This is a genomic window from Luteipulveratus halotolerans, from assembly GCF_001247745.1.
Classification (GTDB): Bacteria; Actinomycetota; Actinomycetes; order Actinomycetales; family Dermatophilaceae; genus Luteipulveratus; species Luteipulveratus halotolerans.
Window position 1 is genome coordinate 1935388 of the sequence record NZ_LAIR01000002.1, and the last position, 22302, is coordinate 1957689.

General features: G+C 70.3%; 24 protein-coding genes. 10 read left to right on the forward strand and 14 right to left on the reverse strand.

The window, feature by feature from the left end; translation table 11 throughout:
* Positions 1-177: 177 nt before the first annotated feature.
* The 5 genes from VV01_RS09770 (at position 178) to VV01_RS09785 (ending at position 2351) form a co-directional block, all read left to right on the forward strand.
* A complete protein-coding gene (locus VV01_RS09770; protein ID WP_157508789.1) occupies positions 178-669 on the forward strand; it encodes a hypothetical protein in 492 nt (163 codons plus the stop codon).
* A gap of 34 nt (positions 670-703) precedes the next feature.
* Complete coding sequence (locus VV01_RS09775) at positions 704-1036, forward strand: hypothetical protein (RefSeq protein WP_157508790.1); 333 nt, start codon at positions 704-706, stop codon at positions 1034-1036.
* 139 nt (positions 1037-1175) lie between these two features.
* Entirely contained in the window at positions 1176-1316 is a 141-nt protein-coding gene (locus tag VV01_RS23300; protein ID WP_157508791.1) for a hypothetical protein, read from the forward strand.
* Positions 1317-1320: 4 nt separating this feature from the next.
* Positions 1321-1965, forward strand: coding sequence for an SDR family oxidoreductase (locus tag VV01_RS09780; RefSeq protein WP_050669718.1), 645 nt, complete (start codon positions 1321-1323; stop codon positions 1963-1965).
* A 50-nt stretch (positions 1966-2015) separates the two neighbouring features.
* The gene (locus VV01_RS09785; RefSeq protein ID WP_050669719.1) at positions 2016-2351 is read left to right on the forward strand and encodes a DUF952 domain-containing protein; all 336 of its coding nucleotides are present in this window, start codon (positions 2016-2018) and stop codon (positions 2349-2351) included.
* On the opposite strand, the gene VV01_RS09790 is transcribed toward VV01_RS09785, so the two are convergent.
* Complete coding sequence (locus VV01_RS09790; RefSeq protein WP_050669720.1) at positions 2348-2848, reverse strand: pyridoxamine 5'-phosphate oxidase family protein; 501 nt, start codon at positions 2846-2848, stop codon at positions 2348-2350. The two genes, VV01_RS09785 and VV01_RS09790, sit on opposite strands and share 4 nt — an antisense overlap.
* 93 nt (positions 2849-2941) lie before the next feature.
* On the opposite strand from VV01_RS09790, the gene lpdA reads away from it, so the two are divergent.
* A complete protein-coding gene (lpdA, locus tag VV01_RS09795; RefSeq protein WP_050669721.1) occupies positions 2942-4342 on the forward strand; it encodes a dihydrolipoyl dehydrogenase in 1401 nt (466 codons plus the stop codon).
* 58 nt (positions 4343-4400) lie between these two features.
* On the opposite strand, the gene VV01_RS09800 is transcribed toward lpdA, so the two are convergent.
* On the reverse strand, positions 4401-5333 hold the full coding sequence (locus VV01_RS09800) for an NAD(P)/FAD-dependent oxidoreductase (RefSeq protein WP_050669722.1): 933 nt from the start codon (positions 5331-5333) through the stop codon (positions 4401-4403).
* Positions 5334-5400: 67 nt separating this feature from the next.
* Between VV01_RS09800 and VV01_RS09805 the strand changes: the two genes are divergently transcribed.
* Positions 5401-5976 (forward strand): helix-turn-helix domain-containing protein, encoded by a 576-nt coding sequence (locus VV01_RS09805; RefSeq protein ID WP_050669723.1) that lies wholly within the window; start codon positions 5401-5403, stop codon positions 5974-5976.
* 141 nt (positions 5977-6117) lie between these two features.
* Entirely contained in the window at positions 6118-6309 is a 192-nt protein-coding gene (locus tag VV01_RS09810) for an SHOCT domain-containing protein (protein WP_050669724.1), read from the forward strand.
* Positions 6310-6341: 32 nt separating this feature from the next.
* Here VV01_RS09810 and VV01_RS09815 read toward each other — a convergent pair whose 3' ends face one another.
* Genes VV01_RS09815 through hisD form a run of 7 tightly spaced genes read right to left on the reverse strand, consistent with a single transcriptional unit; the run spans position 6342 to position 12150 of the window.
* Positions 6342-7082, reverse strand: coding sequence for an SseB family protein (locus VV01_RS09815; RefSeq protein ID WP_050669725.1), 741 nt, complete (start codon positions 7080-7082; stop codon positions 6342-6344).
* The gene (priA, locus tag VV01_RS09820) at positions 7079-7813 is read right to left on the reverse strand and encodes a bifunctional 1-(5-phosphoribosyl)-5-((5-phosphoribosylamino)methylideneamino)imidazole-4-carboxamide isomerase/phosphoribosylanthranilate isomerase PriA (RefSeq protein ID WP_050669726.1); all 735 of its coding nucleotides are present in this window, start codon (positions 7811-7813) and stop codon (positions 7079-7081) included. Before priA ends, VV01_RS09815 begins: the two co-directional genes overlap by 4 nt.
* A 27-nt stretch (positions 7814-7840) precedes the next feature.
* Positions 7841-8467 (reverse strand): imidazole glycerol phosphate synthase subunit HisH, encoded by a 627-nt coding sequence (gene hisH / locus VV01_RS09825; RefSeq protein WP_050669727.1) that lies wholly within the window; start codon positions 8465-8467, stop codon positions 7841-7843.
* The gene (locus tag VV01_RS09830) at positions 8464-9090 is read right to left on the reverse strand and encodes a hypothetical protein (RefSeq protein WP_050669728.1); all 627 of its coding nucleotides are present in this window, start codon (positions 9088-9090) and stop codon (positions 8464-8466) included. Before VV01_RS09830 ends, hisH begins: the two co-directional genes overlap by 4 nt.
* Before the next feature lies 1 nt (position 9091).
* Positions 9092-9691, reverse strand: a complete 600-nt coding sequence (gene hisB, locus VV01_RS09835; RefSeq protein ID WP_050669729.1) for an imidazoleglycerol-phosphate dehydratase HisB — start codon at positions 9689-9691, stop codon at positions 9092-9094.
* Entirely contained in the window at positions 9692-10813 is a 1122-nt protein-coding gene (locus VV01_RS09840) for a histidinol-phosphate transaminase (protein WP_050669730.1), read from the reverse strand. It lies immediately after the preceding gene.
* Positions 10810-12150, reverse strand: a complete 1341-nt coding sequence (hisD, locus tag VV01_RS09845; RefSeq protein WP_050669731.1) for a histidinol dehydrogenase — start codon at positions 12148-12150, stop codon at positions 10810-10812. The genes VV01_RS09840 and hisD overlap by 4 nt, the downstream gene beginning before the upstream one ends.
* Before the next feature lie 63 nt (positions 12151-12213).
* Here hisD and VV01_RS09850 point away from each other — a divergent pair, with 63 nt between their 5' ends.
* On the forward strand, positions 12214-12996 hold the full coding sequence (locus VV01_RS09850; protein ID WP_082220918.1) for an ABC transporter permease: 783 nt from the start codon (positions 12214-12216) through the stop codon (positions 12994-12996).
* A gap of 1 nt (position 12997) precedes the next feature.
* Here VV01_RS09850 and VV01_RS09855 read toward each other — a convergent pair whose 3' ends face one another.
* The 5 genes from VV01_RS09855 to VV01_RS09875 form a co-directional block, all read right to left on the reverse strand.
* Positions 12998-15970 (reverse strand): bifunctional [glutamine synthetase] adenylyltransferase/[glutamine synthetase]-adenylyl-L-tyrosine phosphorylase, encoded by a 2973-nt coding sequence (locus VV01_RS09855; RefSeq protein WP_071606344.1) that lies wholly within the window; start codon positions 15968-15970, stop codon positions 12998-13000.
* Positions 15967-17301 (reverse strand): glutamine synthetase family protein, encoded by a 1335-nt coding sequence (locus VV01_RS09860; RefSeq protein ID WP_050669733.1) that lies wholly within the window; start codon positions 17299-17301, stop codon positions 15967-15969. The genes VV01_RS09855 and VV01_RS09860 overlap by 4 nt, the downstream gene beginning before the upstream one ends.
* Before the next feature lie 93 nt (positions 17302-17394).
* Positions 17395-19779 carry an immune inhibitor A domain-containing protein gene (locus VV01_RS09865; RefSeq protein WP_050669734.1) on the reverse strand — a complete coding sequence of 795 codons (2385 nt, stop codon included), beginning with the start codon at positions 19777-19779 and terminating at the stop codon, positions 17395-17397.
* Positions 19780-19891: 112 nt separating this feature from the next.
* On the reverse strand, positions 19892-21082 hold the full coding sequence (locus VV01_RS09870) for an MFS transporter (RefSeq protein WP_050669735.1): 1191 nt from the start codon (positions 21080-21082) through the stop codon (positions 19892-19894).
* Between the two features lie 82 nt (positions 21083-21164).
* Entirely contained in the window at positions 21165-21347 is a 183-nt protein-coding gene (locus VV01_RS09875; RefSeq protein ID WP_050669736.1) for a hypothetical protein, read from the reverse strand.
* Positions 21348-21426: 79 nt separating this feature from the next.
* Between VV01_RS09875 and map the strand changes: the two genes are divergently transcribed.
* Entirely contained in the window at positions 21427-22290 is an 864-nt protein-coding gene (gene map, locus VV01_RS09880) for a type I methionyl aminopeptidase (protein WP_050669737.1), read from the forward strand.
* Positions 22291-22302: the final 12 nt, after the last annotated feature.

The window sequence follows — 22302 nt, forward strand, 5'->3', positions numbered from 1 at the left end:
CCAAGAAGGTGAAGGACCCGATCGTGGAGTCGGCGTCCCAGGCATCCGACGCCGGTCACGGCGGCTGACCGCTCGCAGGGCCCAGGTGAGGGGTACGCCGACCGCACCGGTCGGCGTACCCCTCACCCCTGTGGATGACCGGCCCGCACGCGCTCGCCGACTGGAAGGGTGTCCGCCATGCGCGACTACACGGCCACCGTCCTGTTCGACCAACGCCTGAGCGACCTCGACCGCGCGGGCCTGCGCGTCACAGGGCGGATGAAGCCTGCCGACTCGATCGTGCTCGGCGACCTGATCGCGTTCGAAGGCAGCGGCTGCGTGCTGATCCTGAGCGGCACCAGGCGCTCCATCGATCACAAGGCACTCGCCGAAGCCCTCGGCTGCCGCACGGTGGAGGCCACTGCCTTCGGCCAGCTGAAGGCGTACGCCGTCATCGAGGCCGGCGTACCGCAACCGCACGAGCAGGTCTGGCTCAACGGCGTCATGAACGCCCGCTCCACGCCGCTGCCGGAGGAGTCACGGCTGACGTCGGTCGGCCCGCGAGACCGTCATCGCGAGCTCATCAGCCTGCTGAGCGGACTCGAGAACTCCGCCTGGCTGAAAGGCACGGGCATGCTGGTCGAGCAGCCCAGGACGCGGCGGCGATGGTTCGGTCGCACAGCATCCTGATCTCGGCCCGGCCCATGGGTGCGAGACTCCCACGATGGAGATCATTGCCCTGGAAGCACTGCCGTCACATGATGTGAACACGTTCGGCAGCAACGGTTCTCGCGTCGCCGGCATCGGTGCGGTGACGGATGCTCACGTCGCAGCCCTGAGCCTGGAGCGGGGCGGAGTCATCGCCCGCCACCCGGCGGTCGGCCACCAGCTGTTCGTCGTGGTGAGCGGCACGGCCGAGGTCTCCGGCGCGGACGCAGCCCCGGTCACGATCACGGCAGGCCAGGCCGCCCTGTGGGAGCCCGATGAGTCACACGACACCCGCAGCGTTCAGGGCATGACCGCGTTCGTGATCGAGGGCACGCTCGAGCGCACCTGACCGGGCTCCCAGAAAACGGAGAAAGTGTCCGTTTCGCGGAATGAATCGGAGGGACCCTCCGTTGACATGAGCGACCCCCTAGCCACCTGCGCCGCTCGGACCCGCTGGGTCCGCTGCTGGCCGCCGAAGGGAGAACCTCATGCCTCGGAGCTCCGCCGTCGTGACCGCCACGACCGACCACCTCCTGCGTCGCCGCAGCCGCTTCGTGCTCGGCGCCGACGCCGCCCCCAAACCCTCTCGAACCAACGCACTGAAGCCGATGACCGCGCCGGTACGGTGACGGCATGGCACGCATCGCTCTGATCGGTGGACACGGCAAGATCGCGCTCCTGGCCGAACCCCTCCTGGTCCGCGCCGGGCACACGGTCGACGCCGTGATCCGCAACCCCGAGCACAGCGCCGATGTCGAGGCCGCAGGCGCGACTCCGGTGGTCGCCGATGTCGAGTCCCTCGACGCCGACGCCACCGCGCAGCTGCTCGACGGATACGACGCGGTCGTCTGGTCTGCGGGTGCCGGCGGCGGCAACCCCGACCGCACCCGTGCCGTCGACCGGGACGCGGCGATCCGCACCATGGACGCTGCGGCCTCGGGGACAGCGAGGCGCTACGTGATGGTGTCGTACTTCGGCGCGGGCGCCGATCACGGCACTCCGCAGGACAGCTCGTTCTTCGCGTACGCCGAGGCGAAGTCCGCTGCTGACGCTCACCTCGCGCAGACCGACCTCGACTGGACGATCCTGCGGCCGAGCCGCCTCACCGACGGGCCGGCCACCGGCGAGATCAGCGTCGGCGCCGACCAGGAGAAGTCCGAGGTGTCGCGCGCCGACGTCGCAGCCACGATCGCCGCGGTGATCGACGACCGTGCGACCTACGGACGGACGTACGAGTACAACCACGGCTCCACCCCGATCGGCTCCGCCTTCGCCTGAGCCCGCCGAGATGGCCCCGCACCCGCGACCTGCGTCGTAGGTTCGGGGCCATGTCGCGTATCTACCACCTCGCCGAGCCCGATGACTGGCGCGCTGCTCAGGAGACGGGGTCGTACGAGACCTCGACGCGCGGACGCAGCCTCGCCGACGAAGGCTTCATCCACGCGTCGACCGAGCACCAGTGGCCGCAGGTGCGCCGGCGCTTCTACGCCGACGTCGCGGACCCGTTGCTGCTGCTGGAGATCGACCCTGATCGCCTGACCTCACAGCTCATCCGGGAGCCGGTCGCCGAGGCCGGTGGTGAGGTCTTCCCCCACATCTACGGCCCGTTGAACACCGACGCCGTGCTCGCGGTGCACGAGGTCGAGCCCCCGCACGCGGGTTAGGTGCTCCCGCCCGCGCCGGCGTAGCCGACGAGCCAGGTCGGCTCGATGCGGTACATCCGCACGTCATCGCCCCAGCCGGTCGGATCGGAGCCGTAGTGCGCACTCCAGTGGTCGATCGTGGCATCCCACTCGGCGTCCTCCGGGCCCAGTCGCACCGCACGGCCGTGGCAGAACACGCCCAGCCGCTCACCGTCGACGTGGGCGGCGCTCACTGCCGGCCGCGCCTGGACGTGGCGCGCCTTGGCGGCCCGACCGTCGGTGCCGAAGGTCCACCGCCCCCGCAGGAAATGACCGTCGACGGCGCTCACCCGCGGCTCACCACCGGCGGTCACCGTCGCGAGGCTGAGCACCTTCATGCCCTGGAGCGCCTGCACCAGACCCACGGCGTCCAGCCGGTGGTCGTCGCTGACGATCTCGCGCAGATGACTGGTGCTGCGCCCGTACGACGCATCCATCAGTCGCTGCAGATCTGCCAAGTCCTCGCTGGTCTCGTGCATGCGACGACCGTAGGTGTTCGCACCGACATCGCGACCCGGCCGACTGACCCGCCTCCCGTCGTACGCCGACGGTGGCGGCGTTAGGCTCGGGCCGTGGCTGATCACTTTGATGTCGTAGTCCTGGGAGCCGGTCCTGGCGGGTATGTCGCGGCGATCCGCGCGGCACAGCTCGGCAAGTCCGTCGCCGTCGTCGAGAAGAAGTACTGGGGCGGTGTCTGCCTCAACGTCGGGTGCATCCCGTCCAAGGCGCTGCTGCGCAACGCAGAGATCGCGCACATCATCACGAACGAGAAGAAGAAGTTCGGGATCAGTGGCGACGCGACCATGGACTTCGGCTCGACCCACCAGCGCAGCCGTGGCGTGGCCGATGCCAGCGCCAAGGGCGTGCACTACCTGATGAAGAAGAACAAGATCACCGAGATCGACGGCTGGGCGACGTTCACCGACGCCAAGACCCTGCAGGTCGAGGCAGACGGCGGCGAGACCCGCACCGTCACCGGTGACAACATCATCATCGCCACCGGCGCCACCACGCGCCTCGTGCCCGGAGTCACCCTCTCCGACAACGTCGTGACCTACGAGGAGCAGATCCTCGACCCCAACCCGCCGGCATCGATCATCATCGGCGGCAGCGGTGCCATCGGCGTCGAGTTCGCCTACGTGCTCAAGGCTTTCGGCGTCGACGTCACCATCGTGGAGTTCCTCGACCGGATGGTCCCCACCGAGGACGCCGACGTGTCCAAGGAGCTCTCGCGCCAGTACAAGAAGCTCGGAGTCAAGGTCCTGCTGTCCACCGCCGTCAAGGGCGTCGAGGACACCGGCTCCGGCGTCAAGGTCACGGTCGCCCCGGCCGCCGGCGGCGAGGAGCAGGTGCTCGAGGCCGACCGCTTCCTCGCGGCCTTCGGGTTCGCTCCGCGCGTCGAGGGCTACGGCCTCGAGGCCACCGGCGTCCAGCTGACCGAGCGCAAGGCCATCGCGGTCGACGAGCGCGGCCGCACCAACGTCGACGGCGTCTACGCCATCGGTGACTGCACCGGCAAGCTCATGCTCGCCCACACCGCCGAGGCCATGGGCGTCGTCGCGGCCGAGACCATCGCAGGCGCCGAGACGGTCGAGATCAACTTCGACATGATCCCGCGGGCGACCTTCTGCCAGCCGCAGATCGCCTCGTTCGGCTACAGCGAGGAGCAGGCCAAGGACAAGGGGTACGACGTCAAGGTCGCCTCCTTCCCGTTCTCGGCCAACGGCAAGGCGCGCGGTATGGCCGAGGGTGTCGGCTTCGTCAAGGTCGTCGCCGATGCCAAGCACAACGAGATCCTCGGCGCGCACATGATCGGCCCCGAGGTCACCGAGCTGCTGCCCGCTCTCACCCTGGCCCAGCAGTGGGACCTCACCGCCGACGAGGTCGCGCGCAACGTCTTCGCGCACCCGACCCTGAGCGAGGCCATGAAGGAAGCCGTCGAGGGCATCGCCGGTCACATGATCAACCTCTGACACCAGCGCTCACAGCAGCCCCGGTCCGCACGTGCGGACCGGGGCTGCTGCGTCGTCCTCAGTCCACGCGTGCGCGGCGCAGGTCCTCCTGGATCAGGTCCATGTTCAGGACGGCTCCGGTCATGTTGCCCGACGCGGCGGCGTTGATGACCTGCAGCATCGGGTTGGCGGCGTTGCCCACCGCCCACACACCGTCGACGGACGTCCGGCCCATCTCATCGGCCTGCACCTGCTGCCCGATACCCGGCAAGTCGGTGAGCTCGACACCGACCTGGTCGACCACGGGGTTGCGCACGTCCAGCAGGGTGGCGACGACCAGAGCGTCGAAGGCGTGCTGCGTGCCGTCGGCCAGCCGTACGCCGGTGATCCGGTCGTCTGCGACCGTCACCTCTGCGACCGCGCCGTCGAGCACCCGCACACCGCGCGCGCTCAGATCCGCGAGCGGTGCCGCCTCGAGGTCGACCCCGTTGGCCAGCACCGTGACGCGGTCGGACAGCTGGCTGAACAGCAACGCCTGGTGTGCCGCGGCCTGGCCGGTGGCCACCACGCCGATGCGCTGGTCGCGGACCTCCCAGCCGTGGCAGTAGGGGCAGTGGACGACGTCCTTGCCCCATCTCGACGCGAGACCGGGGATGTCGGGAAGCACGTCGCGCGCTCCCGTGGCGAGCACGACGCGGCGCGCTGCGTACACGTCGCCTGCGTCGGTGCGAGCAGCGAATCCCGTTGCTGTGCGGTCGATCTCGGCGACGCGCGCGTCGACGAGGTCGACGTCGTACGGATCGAGCTCCGCCCGCGCGATGGCGATCAGCTCACCCGGAGGTGTTCCGTCGCGAGAGATGAACGAGTGCATGTGCGCGGCCGGTGCGTTGCGCGGCTCGCCCGCGTCGATCACGACCACGGACCGTCGGGACCGACCGAGGACCAGCGCCGCGCTCAGACCGGCAGCGCCGCCGCCGATGACCAGGACGTCGTACGTCTGTGAGGTGCTCATGCTCCTCACCCTGCGCTTCGGACCGGACGTCCGGCAAAGAACATTGCCGAAGTGGCAAAGTAGGCGCATGGACGACTTCGACCAGGTGATGGAGCAGATCGGGCCGCGCCTGCGCTCGGTGCGTCAGGAGCGCGAGGTCACGCTCGCAGAGCTGTCCGAGGCGACCGGCGTCTCGGTGAGCACCCTGTCGCGGCTGGAGTCAGGTCAGCGCAAGGCCAGCCTCGAGCTGCTTCTCGCACTCGCTCGCGCGCACCGGCTCTCCCTCGACGAGCTGGTCGGCACTCCCCCGGCCGCCGACCCGCGGGTGCAGCCGCGGGCACAGCGCCACGGCTCGATGACGATGGTGCCCCTGTCGTTGCAGCCCGGCCAGATGCAGGTGTTCAAGCTGATCTTCCACGAGCGCAAGACGCCCGAGCAGCCGAGCCCACGCAGTCACGAGGGCTACGACTGGCTCTACGTCCTGGAGGGCCGGCTGCGCGTCGTGCTCGGCGACCAGGACCTCGTGCTCACCGCCGGCGAGGCTGCGGAGTTCGACACCCGCGTCCCGCACTGGTTCGGACGCGCCGGAAAGGCCCGCGTCGAGGCACTGAGCATGTTCAGCAGCCAGGGCGCCAAGGTGCACCTGCGCGCGCGGGCGCAGTGACCGGCGTACGCAGGATGCGCAGGCCGATCTCAACGCCGAGCCGACGCGCTGAGCGGCCGCGACGACGAGCCTGGAGCGCATGAACTCAGCAATGACCCAGATCGCCTCCGACTACACCGTCCACACGTCCGACGGCCCGCCGTGGCCGTTCTTCCGATCATCCCGCTGCTCTTCTTCACCGCGCTCGTGCTGTTCGTGATCTTCGGACCGCGACGGTGGCGAGGCGGCCGCCCCGACGCCGCCGGCACCGTGCGCGACCTCTACGCACGCGGTGAGATCTCGGCCGACGAGATGCGTCAACGTCTCGACACCCTGCGCGCCCACCGCAAGTGAGCTCAGGCCTCCCGTCCGCCGGGAGGCCTGACTCAGTGCTGCGCCTGCTGGACCGCGAAGGCGAGCCCGTCGATGCGGGCACGCACCTCACCGTCGGTGGCGATCCGCTCGCCCACGCGCGTCGCGACGTCCTGCAGCTGCGCGGCATCGAGGCCCGGCCGGACCGTCAGCACGACGCGCAGGACGCCGGCTCCGGCGTCGCGTCCGTCGGCGCACACGGCTCCGACGATGTCGGCCTCGTCGGACACCGCGCGCGAAACTGCTTGCTGCACAAAGGGATCGGCGTGCGAGGGCACCCAGTCACGCTGCTGCGCCAGCGCCCACACCATGCTCGGACGCAGAGCGGTCTGCTGCTGCGACCCGAGGTCGACCACCATGACATCGCAGCGCTCGGACACCGCGGCCTGCGCCGCCCGCGCGCTGGTGACCGGTGAGGGGCGCGCGGCCGGATCCCAGGTCGCCAGCGCGTCCACGCCGGTGAACACCGGCAGGGCTCGCTGGCCGTCGGGAGCGGTCAGCGTCACCACCGCCATGTCGGTGGACTTCTCGACCGCGAGCTCGCCGGAGGTGTCGACCTCACCCGGCGCAGCGACGACGGGTACGAGCAGGCGCGCCTGCGCGATGGCCCGCATCAGCGCGACCTCGTCCTCACCACGCAGCGCCTGGATCAGCTGCGCGTCGGAGCCGCCGGTGTCGTCGTCGAACCCGGTGCTCGCGAGGTTGCGACCGTGCCACTCCTGACCCGCCGAGTCGGACGACGGCGTCCCGGTCACGGGCGCCCCGCGGCATCGAGCGCCTCAGGCAGCGTGAACGCACCCTTGTAGAGCGCCGAGCCGATGATCGCGCCCTCGACTCCGTCACTCACCAGAGCACGCAGCGCCGTGAGGTCGTCGAGCGTCGAGATCCCGCCGGAGGCCACCACGGGCCGGTCCGTGCGTGCACACACATCGCGCAGCAGGTCGACGTTCGGGCCCTGGAGCATGCCGTCCTTGGCCACGTCAGTGACGACGTAGCGGCTACAGCCCTCGGCGTCGAGACGCTCGAGCGTCTCCCACAGGTCGCCGCCCTCACGCGTCCAGCCGCGCGCGGCGAGCGTGGTGCCACGGACGTCGAGACCGACAGCGACCTGGTCGCCGTACGTCGCGATCGCCTGCCGCGTCCACTCGGGGTCCTCGAGGGCCGCTGTGCCGACGTTGACCCGACGGCAGCCCGTGGCCAGAGCCGCCTTGAGCGACTCCTCGTCGCGAATGCCGCCGGACATCTCGACCTTGATGTCGAGGCGGCCGACGATGTCGGCGAGCAGGTCGCGATTGGTGCCGCGCCCGAACGCCGCGTCGAGGTCGACCAGGTGGATCCACTCCGCGCCCTGATCCTGCCAGGCCTTCGCGGCCTCCCACGGGTCGCCGAACTCACCGCCGGTGCCGGCGACGCCCTGCACCAGCTGGACCGCCTGCCCGCCGGCCACGTCGACTGCCGGAAGCAGCTCCAGGCGCGAAGTAGTCACTCAAACTTCCTTTCGTTGCAACAGGATTCAGAGAGTCTTGAGCCAGGTGGTCAGCATCTGCGCACCGGCGTCACCGGACTTCTCGGGGTGGAACTGCGTCGCGCTGACCGGCCCGTCCTCGACCGCGGCGACGAACCGGCCGCCGTGCTCGGCCCACGTCGTGAGCAGCGTCGCATCGCCTCGCGTCGGCGCGGTGTCGGCGGCGAAGGAGTGCACGAAGTAGAAGCGCTCGTCCTGCAGCCCCTCGAGCAGCACCGTGTCAGGCGGTGGCTGAACGGTCGACCATCCCATGTGGGGCACGACAGGGCCGGCGAGCCGACGGACGACGCCCGACCAGTGGCCGAGGCCCGGGTGGGAGCCGACGGCACTGGTCTCGGTGGAGTCCTCGAACAACGCCTGCATACCGACGCAGACGCCGAGGACCGGCGCGCACACAGCGATGCGTTCGCGTACGAGCGCGTCGCCTCCCACCGCGACCAGGCCCTGGACGCAGGCGTGGAAGTTGCCGACGCCAGGCACGTAGAGACCGTCCGCCCGGCGTACGAGGTCGGGGTCGGCGCTCAACGTGACCTCGGCACCCACGCGCTCGAGCATGCGCACGACCGACCGCACGTTGCCGCTGCCGTAGTCGAGGACGACCACCTTGGGGCTCACTGCAGGTCCTCCTGCTCCTCGCGGATGGCTCTGTCCTCTCCGACGACACGTTCGAAGCGTGCGACGTCGCGCTCGGTCGGGGTCACCAGCACGGCGTCGGCCTCGGTGGGCACACCTGACCCGCCGAGCATCCGGCCGGCAGGAAGGCCGAGCGCGTCGATGAGGTCACGCAGGAGGTCCATCGGCTCGCCCTCGCGGGTGCGCAGCAGCGAGCGCAGCGTCGAGGACTCCTCGTGGGCCAACCCGACCACCTCGATGAGGTCACGGACCCGCAGCGCGGACAGGTCCTGCACCTTGACGGCCCCGTGACCGGGCTCCCACACCAGCCAGCGCGGGATGGTGCGCCAGCCGCGGCGGTGCGCGACCACGATCGCGCGCCGACGCAGCGCGAAGAAGCCCACAGCAGCCCTGAACCCGTGCGGCACCGGCCGGTTGGCGAGCATGGTGAGGCCGTCGTCGTAAGGCGCCTTGGCCGCGGACTCACCGGCCGCGACGACGGCGGTCCAGCCGCCGACGGGCACGACGTACGCCGGGACGGTGCCGCGGGAGACCCAGCTGCTGACCTTGCGCGAGTCGCCCTGCAGCAGCAGGAGACCCGGGAGGGTCGACGCAGCGCCGGTCATCTCAGAGCGCCCCCTTGGCACTCGGGATGCCCTTGACCCGTGGGTCGTGCGCGACCGCCGTCCGCAACGCTCTCGCGACCGCCTTGAACTGTGCCTCGACGATGTGGTGCGGATCGCGTCCGGACAGCACTCGGACGTGCAGCGCGATCGCCGCGTGATGGGCGAAGGACTCGAAGACGTGCTGGGTGAGCGATCCGGTGTAGGTGCCGCCGATGATCGCGTAGACCTGGCCGTCGGGCTCGCCGGTGTGCACGCAGTAGGGGCGACCGGCCACGTCGACGACCGCGTGGACGAGCGCCTCGTCGAGCGGCACCGTCGCGTCGCCGAAGCGGGCGATGCCCGACTTGTCGCCGAGTGCCTGGCGCACCGCCTGCCCGAGGACGATCGCGGTGTCCTCGACGGTGTGGTGGGCGTCGACGTCGAGGTCACCGGTCGCCTCGATGCGCAGGTCGATCAGGCTGTGCTTGGCCAGGCTCTCGAGCATGTGGTCGTAGAACCGCACACCGGTGCTGATCTCGGCCGTGCCCGAGCCGTCGAGGTCGAGCCACAGGTCGACCGAGCTCTCCTTGGTCGCGCGGGTGATCTGCGCGGTGCGACTCATCTAGCGCTCCTGTCGGTGGCTGCGGTCGAGCGTCGCCAGGGCGGCGAGCACGGCCTCGGTCTCGGCGGGCGTCCCTGCCGTGATGCGCAGGTGGTGGGCGATGCCGACGTCGCGCACCAGGACGCCCTGCTCCAGCAGAGCCTGCCAGGTCGTGTGCGCATCGGCGAACCCGCCCACCAGCACGAAGTTGGCGTCGCTCGGCACAGGCGTGAGGCCGAGGTCGGTGACGCCCGCGACGAGCCGGTCTCGCTCGGTCTTGATCGCCTCGACCATGGCGAGCATCTCGTCGGCGTGCTCGAGCGCGGCGAGCGCCACGGCCTGCGTCACGCTGGACAGGTGGTAGGGCAGACGCACCAGCCGGAGCAGCTCGGTCAGCTCGGCCGCGGCGGCCAGATAGCCCAGCCGAACCCCTGCGAACGCGAACGCCTTGCTCATCGTGCGGGTCACGACCAGCCGTTCGCGGCCGTCGAGCAGCGTGGTGGCGCTGGGCGTACCCGGGCGCGCGAACTCGGTGTAGGCCTCGTCGACGACGACCACGGCACGCGGCGCCGCGTCGTACACCGCCTCGACGACGTCGAGGGACAGTGACGTGCCGGTGGGGTTGTTGGGCGAGCACAGGAACACCAGGTGCGGGTCGGTCTCACGCGCCTGCTCGACCGCGCGGTCGAGGTCGAGGTCGAACACCCCGCTGGGAGCGCCGCGCAACCCGTCGACCCACGTCGTGCCCACCGACCGGGCGATGATCGGGTGCATGGAGTAGGACGGGGTGAACCCCAGCGCCGTACGTCCCTGACCGCCGAACGCCTGCACCAGGTGCGAGAGCACCTCGTTGCTGCCGTTGCCGGCCCACAGCTGGTCTGCCACGAGCGCCGTGCCGGTCGTGCGGGTCAGGTAGGCGGCGAGCGCGGTGCGCAGCTCGGTGAACTCACGGTCCGGGTAGCGGTTGAGCGAGGACGCGACCGCGCCGACCCGTCGGGCGATCGTCTCGACCACCGCCGCCGGCACCGGGTAGGAGGACTCGTTGGTGTTGAGGGCCACGGGCACGTCGAGCTGCGGTGCGCCGTACGCGGTCTGGTCGCGCAGGTCGTCCCGCAGCAGCTCGCGCAGGCTGCTGCCCGTCATCGCTCGAACCGCGCCGTGACCGCCTCGCCGTGGGCGGGGAGGTCCTCGGCCTGGGCCAGCGTCGTGACCACCGAGGCCACCTCGCGCAGGGCATCCTGGGTGTAGTCGACGACGTGGATGCCGCGCAGGAACGACTGCACCGACAGCCCCGAGCTGTGGCACGCGCAGCCGCCGGTGGGCAGCACGTGGTTGGAACCGGCGGCGTAGTCACCCAGGCTGACCGGCGCGTAGGCGCCGACGAAGATCGCGCCCGCGTTGCGCACGCGGGCTGCGACGGCCGACGCATCACGGGTCTGGATCTCGAGGTGCTCGGCGGCGTAGGCGTCGACGACCCGCAGGCCGGCCTCGACGTCGTCGACCAGCACGATGCCGGACTGCTCGCCGCCGAGGGAGACGCGGATGCGCTCGGCGTGCTTGGTGGACGCGACACGGCGCTCCAGCGCCTGCTCGACCCGCTCGGCGAGGTCATCGCTGTCGGTGACCAGGACGGCCGCCGCGAGCTTGTCGTGCTCGGCCTGGCTGATGAGGTCGGCGGCGACGTGCTCGGCGTCGGCGCTGTCGTCGGCGAGGATCGCGATCTCGGTCGGACCGGCCTCGGAGTCGATGCCGATCAGACCCTTGAGCAGCCGCTTCGCCGCGACGACGTAGATGTTGCCCGGCCCGGTCACCAGGCTGACCGGCTCGCAGACCGTGGTGCCGTCAGCCTCGCGCGCCCCGTAGGCGAACATCGCGATCGCCTGGGCACCACCGACGGCGTAGACCTCGTCGACACCGAGCAGCGCGCACGCCGCGAGGATGGTCGGGTCCGGGTAGCCGACGAACGCACCGGTGTTGGAGCGCTGGGGTGGGCTCGCGACCGCGAGCGACTCGACGCCCGCCGCCTGGGCCGGGACGACGTTCATGACGACACTGCTCGCGAGCACGGCGACACCGCCGGGCACGTAGAGGCCCACGCGGTCGACGGGCACCCAGCGCTCGGTGACCGTGCCGCCCGGGGCGACCTGGGTCGTCGTGGCGGTGCGCCGCTGGTCGTCGTGCACCAGGCGCGCGCGACGGATCGCCTCGGTGAGCGCTGCGCGGATGTCGGGGTCGAGCTGGTCGAGCGCCGCCGACAGCACCTCGGCAGGCACCCGCAGCGCGTCGGGCCGGACGCCGTCGAACTTCTCGGACAGGTCGCGCAGCGCATCGGCACCGTGATGGCGTACCTGCTCGCAGATCGGTCGTACGACGTCGAGGGCCGTCTCGACGTCGAAGGCCGCCCGGGGCAACGTGTCGCGCAGCGCACGGGCGTCCAGGGACGCCAGGGCTGAGCCGCGCAGAGAGGTACGAGTGATCACCGGACAAGTCTACGAACAGCGTGTCGCAGACCGTCGGGCCATCTCAGCGCCCGAGTCGGTGGGATGCTCGCGCTCGTGGTGAGCCGCCCGCTGCAGACAGCCCTCGTCAACGCCGATGACCCGTCGGGCGTCGTCCGCGTGCTGGTCGTGACTCTCGCGTGCACGGCGGCCGCTGCCGTGGTCGTCCACGTGGCGCGCCTCGGCGACCCACGCCGACAGCTCACGGCTGGAGCCCGAGCGCTCGTCCAGCTCGCGGTCGTCGGACTGGTGATCGCCGCGGTGCTCTCCAGCTGGCCGTGGACGATCGCGTTCTGCGTGCTGATGACCGTGGTCGCCGCGCTCACCGCAGGGCGGCGCGTGTGGTCGACCTGGACCGGATGGGCGCTCGTCCCGCTGCTGTGCGGACTCCTGCCCGTGATCGCGCTGCTGCTGCTCAGCGGCGTCGTCCCGCTGAAGCCGGTATCGGTCGTGCCCGTCCTCGGCATCCTCATCGGCAACGCGATGACCGCGACAACGCTGTCGGGCAAACGGCTGTTGCAGGCGTGGGAGGAGCGGTGGGGTGAGTTCGAGGCAGCCCTCTCGATCGGGCTGCCCCACCGTGAGGCTGCCGTGACGGTCGTGCGTGACGACGCCGCCCTGGCGCTCGTACCCGGTCTCGACCAGACCCGCACCGTCGGGCTGGTGACGCTGCCCGGAGCGTTCGTCGGCGTCATGCTGGGCGGCGGCTCGGCGTGGCAGGCCGCCGCGGTGCAGCTGGTCGTCCTCGCGGCTCTGCTGCTCGTGCAGGCCGTGACGGTGGCCGTCATGATCGAGCTGGTCGTACGCCGGACCACCCGGCCCGCGTGAGTCAGTCGCCGTTGTTGTCGCGGGGCATGCCGTAGAAGCACTCGTCGACCACGGCGCGTGCGCGCCGCGCGAACCGTCGGTAGTCGTCGTGCAGCTGTGGTCCTGAGCCCGCAGGCATGCCGAGGATGCGGCCGATGCCGTCTCCGTCACGCAGATCGCTGGGCAGCGCGTCGACCGGGCGCCCGCGCCACAGCACCGACGCGTTGCGCAGCCGCGTCGCGAGCACCCACGCGTCACGCAGCTCGGCCGCCTGTTCCTCGGTCAGCAGACCCGCCTCGGCTGCCCGGCGCAGCGGTGTCATCGTGCCCGGGTGCTGCAGCCCCGGCACGGCGGCGGCATGCTGCAGCTGCAGCAGCTGGACCGTCCACTCGACGTCGGCGAGCCCGCCGTGCCCGAGCTTGAAATGCGTCTTGCGATCTCCACCACGTGGGATGCGCTCGGCCTCCATCCGCGCCTTCAGCGTGCGGATCTGGCGTACGGCGCGCTCGCTGAGTCCGGCGGCCGGGTAGCGCAGCGGATCGATCAGCTCGACGAAGTCACGGGACAGCTGCTCATCCCCCGCGACCGGCGTGGCACGCAGCAGCGCCTGGGCCTCCCAGCCCTCGGACCACCGCTCGTAGTAGGTGCGGTAGGACGCGAGGCTGCGTACGAGGGGGCCGCCCTTGCCCTCCGGACGCAGGTCGGCGTCGACGGTGAGCGCCGGGTCGGGGCCGCTCAGCTGCACCAGCCGGCGCAGCTCGGACACCACCGCGAGCGCCTGCTCCTGAGCCTGCTGCTCGTCGGCCCCCTCGTCGGGGTCGTGCACGAACATCACGTCGGCGTCGCTGCTGTAGCCCAGCTCACGTCCGCCGAAGCGACCCATCCCGATGACGGCCAGCCGCGTGACCAGCGGACCGCGCTCGCGCTCGACCCGGGTGGAGGCCACGTCGAGCGCGGCCTGCATCGTCGCGGCCATCACGTCGGTCAGCGCGACCTCGACCTGGTCGAGGTCGAGAGAGCCCACGAGGTCGGCGATCGCGACCCGCAGCAGCTCGGTACGGCGTACACCGCGTACGGCGAGGATCGCCTGGTCGGGGTCGCTGTGCCGACGCCCGGCGGCCGTCATCGTGCGGATGATCGCGGCGCGAGGACGGGGGTTCAGCGCGTCGGGATCGCCCAGCATCGCGACTGCCGACGGCGACCGCTCGAGCATGCCGGCGGCGTACCGGCTGCTCGCGAGCACCTTGGCCAGGTGCTGCGCGGAGGAGCCCTCACGCAGCTGCTTGAGGAACCACGGGCTCGAGCCCAGCTCGTCGCTGATGCGCCGGAACGCCAGCAGGCCCGCGTCGGGGTCGGCCTCGTCGGCGAACCACTGCAGCATCACCGGCAGGAGCGTGCGCTGCATGACGGTGCGCCGGCTGACACCCGAGCTGAGCGCCTGGATGTGTCGGATCGCGCCGGACGGATCGCGAAAACCCAGTGCGGACAGGCGCTCTCGCGCCTCGTCGGGTGTGAGCTGCGCGTCGTCGTCGCTCAACCGCGCCACGGCGGACAGCAGCGGACGGTAGAACAGCCGCTCGTGCAGACGGCGCACCTCGCGGGCCTTCTCACGCCACATCGTCGTGATCGACTCGGTGGGGTCGGAGAAGACACCGATGCCCCGCGCCAGCCGACGCAGGTCGGCCTCGGCCGTGGGCATCAGGTGGGTACGCCGCATCCGCGACAGCTGGATGCGATGCTCCAGGACGCGCAGGAAACGGTAGGCGACGTCGAGCTCGTGCGCGTCGGACCGACCGACGTAACCGCGACGGGACAGCGCGTCGAGCGCGGCGAGCGTGCTGCGCTGACGGATCCGCTCGTCGGTGCGACCGTGCACCAGCTGGAGCAGCTGCACGCTGAACTCGATGTCGCGCAGCCCTCCCGGCCCGAGCTTGAGCTGGCGGGGCTGCTCGGCCGGAGGCACGTTGTCCTCGACGCGCCGTCGCATCGCCTGGACGTCCTCGACGAAGTTGTCACGGGTACTGGCCTGCCACACCATCGGACTCATCGCATCGAGGTAGGCCTGGCCGACCCCGGCGTCACCGGCGATCGGGCGCGCCTTGAGCAGGGCCTGGAACTCCCAGGTCTTGGCCCACCGCTCGTAGTAGGCACGGTGGCTCTCGACCGTGCGCACGAGCGGGCCGTTCTTGCCCTCGGGACGCAGCGCGGCGTCGACCTGCCACAGGTTGCCCTCGGCGGTCGACGCGGAGCAGGCCCGCATCGCCGAGGTGGCCAGCGCCGTCGCGACCGCGAGCGCCTCGTCCTCGTCGACGCCGTCAGCGGGTTCGGCGACGAACGCCACATCGACGTCGGAGATGTAGTTGAGCTCCAGACCACCGGTCTTGCCCATCCCGATCACCGACAGGCGGCACCGATCGGGGTCGTCGTGCTCGTCACGCGCGATCTGCAGGGCCGCCTCCATCGCGGCGCCGGCGAGGTCGGCGAGCGCCTCGCCGGTGGCGGGCATCTCATCGAACGGGTCCTGGGTCAGGTCGAGCGCTGCGATCTGCACCAGCTGACGTCGGTAGGCGATGCGCAGTGCGTCGTACGCCGACCGCTCGCCTCGTTGCTCGACCTCACCGATGAGGAGGGTCGCGAGCTCGTCGGCGTGGCGGCGCTGCGCCTCGACGACGTCGTGCCACTGACCCGGGTGACGGACGAGATGGTCGGTCAGCGCGGTCGACGCCCCGAGCACGGCCAGCAGCCGATAGCGACACGTGCGGTCGCTGTCGATCACCTCGTCGAGCTCGGCGCGCGCCGCCTCGTCCATCGCCTCGCGCAGCCGCAGCAGGCCCAGCAACGCCTGGTCCGGGTCGGCGGTGCGGGCGAGAGCCGAGACGAGCGCGTCACGGTCTCCGGGGCCGAGCTCGTCGAGCAGCTGGGCTGCTCGGGCATGGTCGGTGAAACCGGCCCGCACGAGCATCGCGGACCGGGTGCTGGGTCGTTCGGGGCTCACAGCCGCAGGTACTGCTCGAGCTCGAACGCCGTGACCTGCTCGCGATAACCGGACCACTCGGCGCGCTTGTTGCGCAGGAAGAAGTCGAAGACGTGCTCGCCCAGCGTCTCGGCGACCAGCTCGGAGTCCTCCATGATCCGGATCGCCTCGTCGAGAGACGCCGGCAGCGGGTCGATGCCCATCGCGCGGCGCTCGCGCTCGGTGAGCGACCACACGTCGTCCTCGGCCTCCGGCGGCAGCTCGTAGTCCTCCTCGATGCCCTTCAGACCGGCGGCCAGGATCAGGGCGTAGGACAGGTAGGGGTTGCACGCGGAGTCGAGTGAGCGCACCTCGATGCGGGTGCTCTGCCCCTTGCCCGGCTTGTGCATCGGCACCCGCACCATCGCGCTGCGGTTGTTGTGACCCCAGCACACGTGAGCCGGAGCCTCTCCCCCGCCCCAGATGCGCTTGTAGGAGTTGACCCACTGGTTGGTGACGGCGCTGATCTCGTTGGCGTGCCGCAGCAGGCCCGCGATGAACTTCCGGCCGGTGACGGACAGCTGGTAGGGCGCACCCGCCTCGTAGAACGCGTTGCTGTCACCGTCGAACAGCGAGACGTGCGTGTGCATCGCCGAACCCGGCTGTCCCGCAAGGGGTTTGGGCATGAACGAGGCGAACACCCCGCGCTCGAGCGCGACCTCCTTGACGACCGCCCGGAACGTCATGATGTTGTCCGCGGTCGCGAGCGCGTCGGCGTAGCGCAGGTCGATCTCGTTCTGACCGGGCCCGCCCTCGTGATGGCTGAACTCGACCGAGATGCCCATGTTCTCGAGGGTGGTGATCGCCGCACGACGGAAGTCGTGAGCGGTGCCGTGCGGGACGTGGTCGAAGAACCCGGCCTGATCGACCGGCACCGGCGGCATGCCCGGCGCGACGTCGGGGCGGAAGAGGTAGAACTCGATCTCGGGGTGGGTGTAGAACGTGAACCCCTGCTCGGCGGCCCGGGCCATCGCGCGCCGCAGGACCGTACGCGGGTCGGCGGCACTGGCGTTGCCGTCGGGCAGGCGGATGTCACCGAACATGCGGGCGGTGCCGGGGTTCTCACCGCGCCACGGCAGCAGCTGGAACGTCGTCGCGTCGGGCCGCAGCAGCATGTCGGCCTCGTAGACGCGGGCGAGGCCCTCGATGACGCTGCCGTCGAACCCGATGCCCTCGGAGAAGGCACCCTCGAGCTCGGCGGGCGCGATGGAGACGGACTTCAAGGTGCCGAGCACATCGGTGAACCACACCCGGACGAACCGGATGTCGCGCTCCTCGATGGTGCGCAGCACGAACTCCTGCTGACGATCCATGGGTCGATCCTGCCTCACTCAGGGCCTGACGTGCAGCGGCCCCGGTCCATGTGGACCGGGGCCGCCGTCGTACGCGTCGTGCTCAGTGAGCGATCACTGGCCCTTGTTGAGCATGCCGCCCGTCGGGAACGACAGCTTGAGGGACAATCCGTCACCCTGCTTGCCCAGCACCTGGATCTTGGTGCCGCTGCCCGCGACCTTGGTGGATGCCATCGGGTTGGAGACGTACCAGTAGGCGTTGGGGTTGGTGTCGTCGAACGTGGTGACGGCCGGGCGCGACGGGACCTTGGCGGCCAGGCCCTGCTTGTGCAGGGTGAACGCGTCGGTCTTGTCGACGCCGAACGTCGAGTCGTAGGACTGGATGCGCTGGCGGGCGATCACGCCGTCCGGCCAGGTCATCGGCTTGGCGTGGGCGTCGACGGGCAGCACCTGACCGTGACCGGGGTGGGTCTTGGTGTTGTTGTCGGCGTACTCACCGTCGACGTAGGTCACCAGCAGACCGTCCTGGTAGGGGAAGTGCTCCACGAAGTCGGGGCGGTCCTTGAACCCGAAGTTGTACGGACCGTTCTTCAGCGTGGTGTCGTAGCCGTTGTAGCGGCGGTACTCGGCCAGGTAGTAGTGCGAGACCGTCTTGGTGTCGGTGCCGTTCATACGGGTGAAGCCCTTGGCGGTCCACTCCGAGGTGGTCGACTCGACGTCGTCGGTGACGGTCTGGCCGTCGACCGTCGTCGCGATGTCGTCCAGGAACGCGCCGGCCTCGTTGTAACCGCCGTCGGTCTGGTAGAGGAAGCGGAACGTGACCTTCTGACCGGCGTAGGCCGACAGGTCGTACGACGTCGTGGTCCAGCCGTTGCTGTCACCGTCGAGCGCGGTGCCGACGTTGGTCCAGGTGGCGCCGTTGTCGGTCGAGACCTGGCCGTAGAGGTAGTCGTAGCCGGCCTCGATCTGGTGCCAGACCGCCGCGCTCACACTGGCCGAGGTCTTGCCGGTGAGGTCGAGGTCGCGACCCAGGGTGTTGTTGAGGTCGTCACCGCGACCCGACCACCACTCGTACGTGCCCGACTTCGGCTTGTTGTACGGCGTGGAGACCGTCTTGTCCGGCAGCGTGACCGCGACGGCCTGCGGCTTCGTGGCGTTGTCCTGGTCGGCCGGGCCGAGTGCGACCTTGCCGGAGTTGCCGTACGGGACGGTCTTGACGTCGGCCCAGCCGAGCTGTGCCTTCTCCCAGGCGCCCATGTAGCCGGGCGTGGTGCCGATCGCATCGCCACCGTGGTTGAGCCAGGAGCCGCTGCTCATGAGCGACCAGAACGCGGTGGAGTTGTCGCCACCGGCGGTGTCGTAGAGGTCGGGCAGCCCCAGGTCGTGGCCGTACTCGTGGGCGAACACCCCGAGGCCACCGTTCTCGGGCTCGGTGGTGTAGTCGCGCACCCAGATGCCGGTGTTGCCGATCTGGACACCGCCGACCTTGTTGCCGTCGGGGCCCTGGGAGCCCGCACCGGTCTGGACGGCCCAGCGGTGGGACCAGATGGCGTCCTCACCCTGTGCGCCGCCACCGGCCTCCTCGCCCTCACCGGCGTGGATGGCCTGGAAGTGGTCGATGTAGCCGTCGGGCTCGTTGAAGTCGCCGTCGCCGTCGTAGTCGTTGCGGTCCCAGACGTCGAACTGCTTGAGGTAGTCCTTGATCTGGGCGTCGGTCTTGCCGGCAGCCTTCTGGCCGTTGTACCAGGCGGTCAGCGAGTCACCGATGAACGACCATGAGCGCTCGGCCTCGAGCGAGGGGTCCTCGTCGACACCGGCGTTGGAGCCGTAGCGGGCCTCGTTGTAGGGCAGCTTGACCCAGTCGCTGACGTCACCCTGGGTCTTGTGGCGGCCCAGCGACTGCGCCAGGTAGAAGTTGTGGAACGACTCACCCTCGGTGCCGAACATCATCTTCTGGTAGTGGTCGCGGTTGAAGTCCGCGGTCCAGTACGTCGAGTTGTTGTCGGTCGCGGTGCCGTCGTACGTGCGGTCGGGCTCGGGCAGCTCGTTGTGCAGCGGCCCGGCCGTCCCGGCGGTCTCCGGCTTCGTCTGCGTGCCGAACTCCGCGAGCACTGTGAAGATGTTGGACGTCTGCTCGGCGTCGTACTGGACGTACTTGCCCTTGCCCTTGGCAGCCTTGGCCTTGGCGTTCTTGCCCATCGCGGTCTTCTGGCCGGCGGTCGGCTGCCCGTTGTCGAGCTCGATGACGCGGGTGCCGTTGATGACCTTGGTCTTGGCCTCGCCCTTGAGCAGCTTCTCGACCGCCTGCTGACGGGTGGCGGCGGCCTTCTCGGCGAGCGGGTCGGGCTTGTTGTCCGAACGGATCACCGATGATGCGCTCCGGCCACCGTCGGGGTCGACGGCGGGAGCGGCGTGAGCCGGGTTGCCGGCTGGGTTGAGCGCGAGAATCATCGCGGCTGCGGTGCTGCCGGTAGCGGCAGCGAGCAGACGTCGCTTCACTTTTCCTCCTGGAGTGAGAGCCGCTCGCGCCCGCGGATGAAGGGCGACGGTGCGGCCACGCGCAAGTGTGCGCGTACTGGAGGTGAAGAGTGCGAGATTCGCAGTGAAACCTTTACGGAACCTTTGCGTTCCGGCGTGAAGGAACGGCCCGGTAGAGCACAGTGGCCGCGACGAAGCCGATCAGCCCGCACGCCAGCACACCGACCCCGAGCGAGACCGTCGCGGTCAGCGCCGAGAGCAGCAGCGGACCGGCCGTGCCGCCGACGTCGGACAGCTCGCGCCAGATGCCCAGGAACTGTGCGCGCCCCACGTCCGGCGAGAAGTCGGCGCCGAGTGTCATCACCATGCCCGAGCCGATGCCGTTGCCGAACCCGAGGAGGCACGACACCGCCGTGAGTGAGAGCGCACCGCCGGTCAGCGGCATGAGCAGCAGCGCGGTGCCCATGACCAGCATCGACGGGACCGTCACCCAGCGGCGGCCCTTGAGGTCCATCACCTTGCCCGCGGGGTAGAACACCAGCATGTCGATGCCGCCGGCGATCCCGTAGACCACCGACGTGGCCTGCGGCGAGAGCCCGAGATGGTCGGCCCACAACGGGATCACGGTCTGGCGTGCAGCCCGGACGAGCGCGACGAGCAGGATGCCGATGCCGACGGTCAGGAACACCCGGCGGTGCTCGCGCAGCACCGCTCGTACGGTTACCTCGCTGCGTGCCTGCGCGAGGTGCGGATGCGCGGGCAGGTCGGGCATGCGCGTGGACAGCAGGCCTGCGAGGGCGAGCGCTGCGGCGCACACGACGTACGCCGACGACAGCCCGAACACGTGGATGGCAGCGGCCCCGACGAACGGCCCGACGAAGACCCCGACCCGCATGACACCGCCCAGCGTCGACAGGGCACGCGCGCGGTACTGCGGCGGCACCGCCTCGGTCAGGTGGCTCTGACGCGCGAGCATGAACACCGACGCGCTGAAGCCCATGACCAGGACGCCCACGCCGAAGGCGATCAGTCCTGGCGCCACAGCGCACAGCAGGGCGGCGAGGACGCCGACGACGGCCGCTCCGGTGATCACGTGCCGTTCGCCGTAGCGCGCGGTCAGGATCGAGGCGGGCACGTTGAAGATCAACGAGCCGAGATCGATGAGCATGACGACCAGCGCGGCGACCGCGACGCTCGCGCCGAGGTCGCGGGCGGTGAGGACGATGACCGGGAGGATCGCTCCGTCACCGACACCGAACAGGAAGGACGGGCCGTACGCGGGGATCGCGAGCGAGCGCAGGTCGAAGGTGGGCTCGTCGGTCACTGGCTCGACGGTACGCCCGCCCGGACGCGCGTCGGCCCCCGCCCTGGTTGGGCGGGGGCCGACGCCGGCGGTGGGCGGAGCCTCAGTCCTCGCCCTCTTCGTAGGCGCGGTCCTCGGCGTCCCACTTCTCGGTCTTCTCACGGGCCGTGGCGAGCGCATTCTGCGCCTCCTCGTGCGTGCCGTAAGGGCCCATCAGATCACCCTTGGGGTCGGTCGAGCCGTCCTCCTCGACCTGGCCGGTCGAGACGTTGTACCAGAAGGCCATCGGGCCACCTCCGTGCGTCGCGGGTCAGGACCGGGCCGGGGCCAAGGACTGGCCGACCGGCCCGCTTACACTCCACCCTATGCCGACGACGAGTGTCAGCATCCAGCCCGGCACGGTGGGTCCCCGCCGTCTGGTCCCGTCCTCGATCACCCGCCCGGAGTACGTCGACCGGCCGGCTCCCCGGCCCTACGACGGTCCCGAGGTCAAGGACGCCGAGACCATCGAGAAGATGCGGGTCGCCGGTCGCATCGCCGCCCAGGCGCTGCAGGCCGCCGGCGCCGCCGCTGCCCCAGGGGTGACCACCGACGAGCTCGACCGCATCGGTCACGAGTTCGCGCTCGACCACGGCGCCTACCCCTCGACGCTCGGCTACCGCGGGTTCCCGAAGTCGCTGTGCACCAGCGTCAACGAGGTCATCTGCCACGGCATCCCCGACGACCGGCCGCTGCAGGACGGTGACCTGGTCAAGGTCGACATCACGGTGTTCAAGGACGGCGTGCACGGCGACAACTGCGCGACGTTCCTGGTCGGCGAGGTCGACGAGGAGTCCCGGCTGCTGTCCGAGCGCACCCACGAGGCGATGATGCGCGGCATCAAGGCGGCCATGCCCGGGCGTCAGGTCAACATCATCGGCCGCGTCATCGAGAAGTACGCCAAGCGCTTCGGCTACGGCGTCGTCCGCGACTACACCGGGCACGGCATCGGGACGACGTTCCACTCGGGTCTGGTCATCCCCCACTACGACGCGGCCCCGTCGTACGACGACATCATCGAGCCCGGGATGACGTTCACCGTCGAGCCGATGCTCAACCTGGGCGGCTCCGACTGGCAGATGTGGGACGACGGCTGGACGGTGGTGACGGCCGACGGCAGCCGCTCGGCTCAGTTCGAGAACACCATCCTCATCACGCCGACCGGACCTGAGATCCTCACGGCCGTCTGACCGATCCCCCTG

What these genes read in the sequence shown, in the direction of transcription:
- VV01_RS09775 (WP_157508790.1), top strand. Translation starts at nt 704, where the DNA reads ATGGAGATCATTGCCCTGGAAGCACTGCCGTCACATGATGTGAACACG.
- VV01_RS09785 (WP_050669719.1), top strand. Translation starts at nt 2,016, where the DNA reads ATGTCGCGTATCTACCACCTCGCCGAGCCCGATGACTGGCGCGCTGCT.
- VV01_RS09875 (WP_050669736.1), bottom strand. Translation starts at nt 21,347, where the DNA reads ATGGCCTTCTGGTACAACGTCTCGACCGGCCAGGTCGAGGAGGACGGC.
- VV01_RS09770 (WP_157508789.1), top strand. Translation starts at nt 178, where the DNA reads ATGCGCGACTACACGGCCACCGTCCTGTTCGACCAACGCCTGAGCGAC.
- VV01_RS23300 (WP_157508791.1), top strand. Translation starts at nt 1,176, where the DNA reads ATGCCTCGGAGCTCCGCCGTCGTGACCGCCACGACCGACCACCTCCTG.
- VV01_RS09850 (WP_082220918.1), top strand. Translation starts at nt 12,214, where the DNA reads ATGCTCGCGCTCGTGGTGAGCCGCCCGCTGCAGACAGCCCTCGTCAAC.
- VV01_RS09800 (WP_050669722.1), bottom strand. Translation starts at nt 5,333, where the DNA reads ATGAGCACCTCACAGACGTACGACGTCCTGGTCATCGGCGGCGGCGCT.
- VV01_RS09780 (WP_050669718.1), top strand. Translation starts at nt 1,321, where the DNA reads ATGGCACGCATCGCTCTGATCGGTGGACACGGCAAGATCGCGCTCCTG.
- hisB (WP_050669729.1), bottom strand. Translation starts at nt 9,691, where the DNA reads ATGAGTCGCACCGCGCAGATCACCCGCGCGACCAAGGAGAGCTCGGTC.
- VV01_RS09790 (WP_050669720.1), bottom strand. Translation starts at nt 2,848, where the DNA reads ATGCACGAGACCAGCGAGGACTTGGCAGATCTGCAGCGACTGATGGAT.
- VV01_RS09805 (WP_050669723.1), top strand. Translation starts at nt 5,401, where the DNA reads ATGGACGACTTCGACCAGGTGATGGAGCAGATCGGGCCGCGCCTGCGC.
- VV01_RS09830 (WP_050669728.1), bottom strand. Translation starts at nt 9,090, where the DNA reads ATGACCGGCGCTGCGTCGACCCTCCCGGGTCTCCTGCTGCTGCAGGGC.
- VV01_RS09840 (WP_050669730.1), bottom strand. Translation starts at nt 10,813, where the DNA reads ATGACGGGCAGCAGCCTGCGCGAGCTGCTGCGGGACGACCTGCGCGAC.
- map (WP_050669737.1), top strand. Translation starts at nt 21,427, where the DNA reads ATGCCGACGACGAGTGTCAGCATCCAGCCCGGCACGGTGGGTCCCCGC.
- VV01_RS09860 (WP_050669733.1), bottom strand. Translation starts at nt 17,301, where the DNA reads ATGGATCGTCAGCAGGAGTTCGTGCTGCGCACCATCGAGGAGCGCGAC.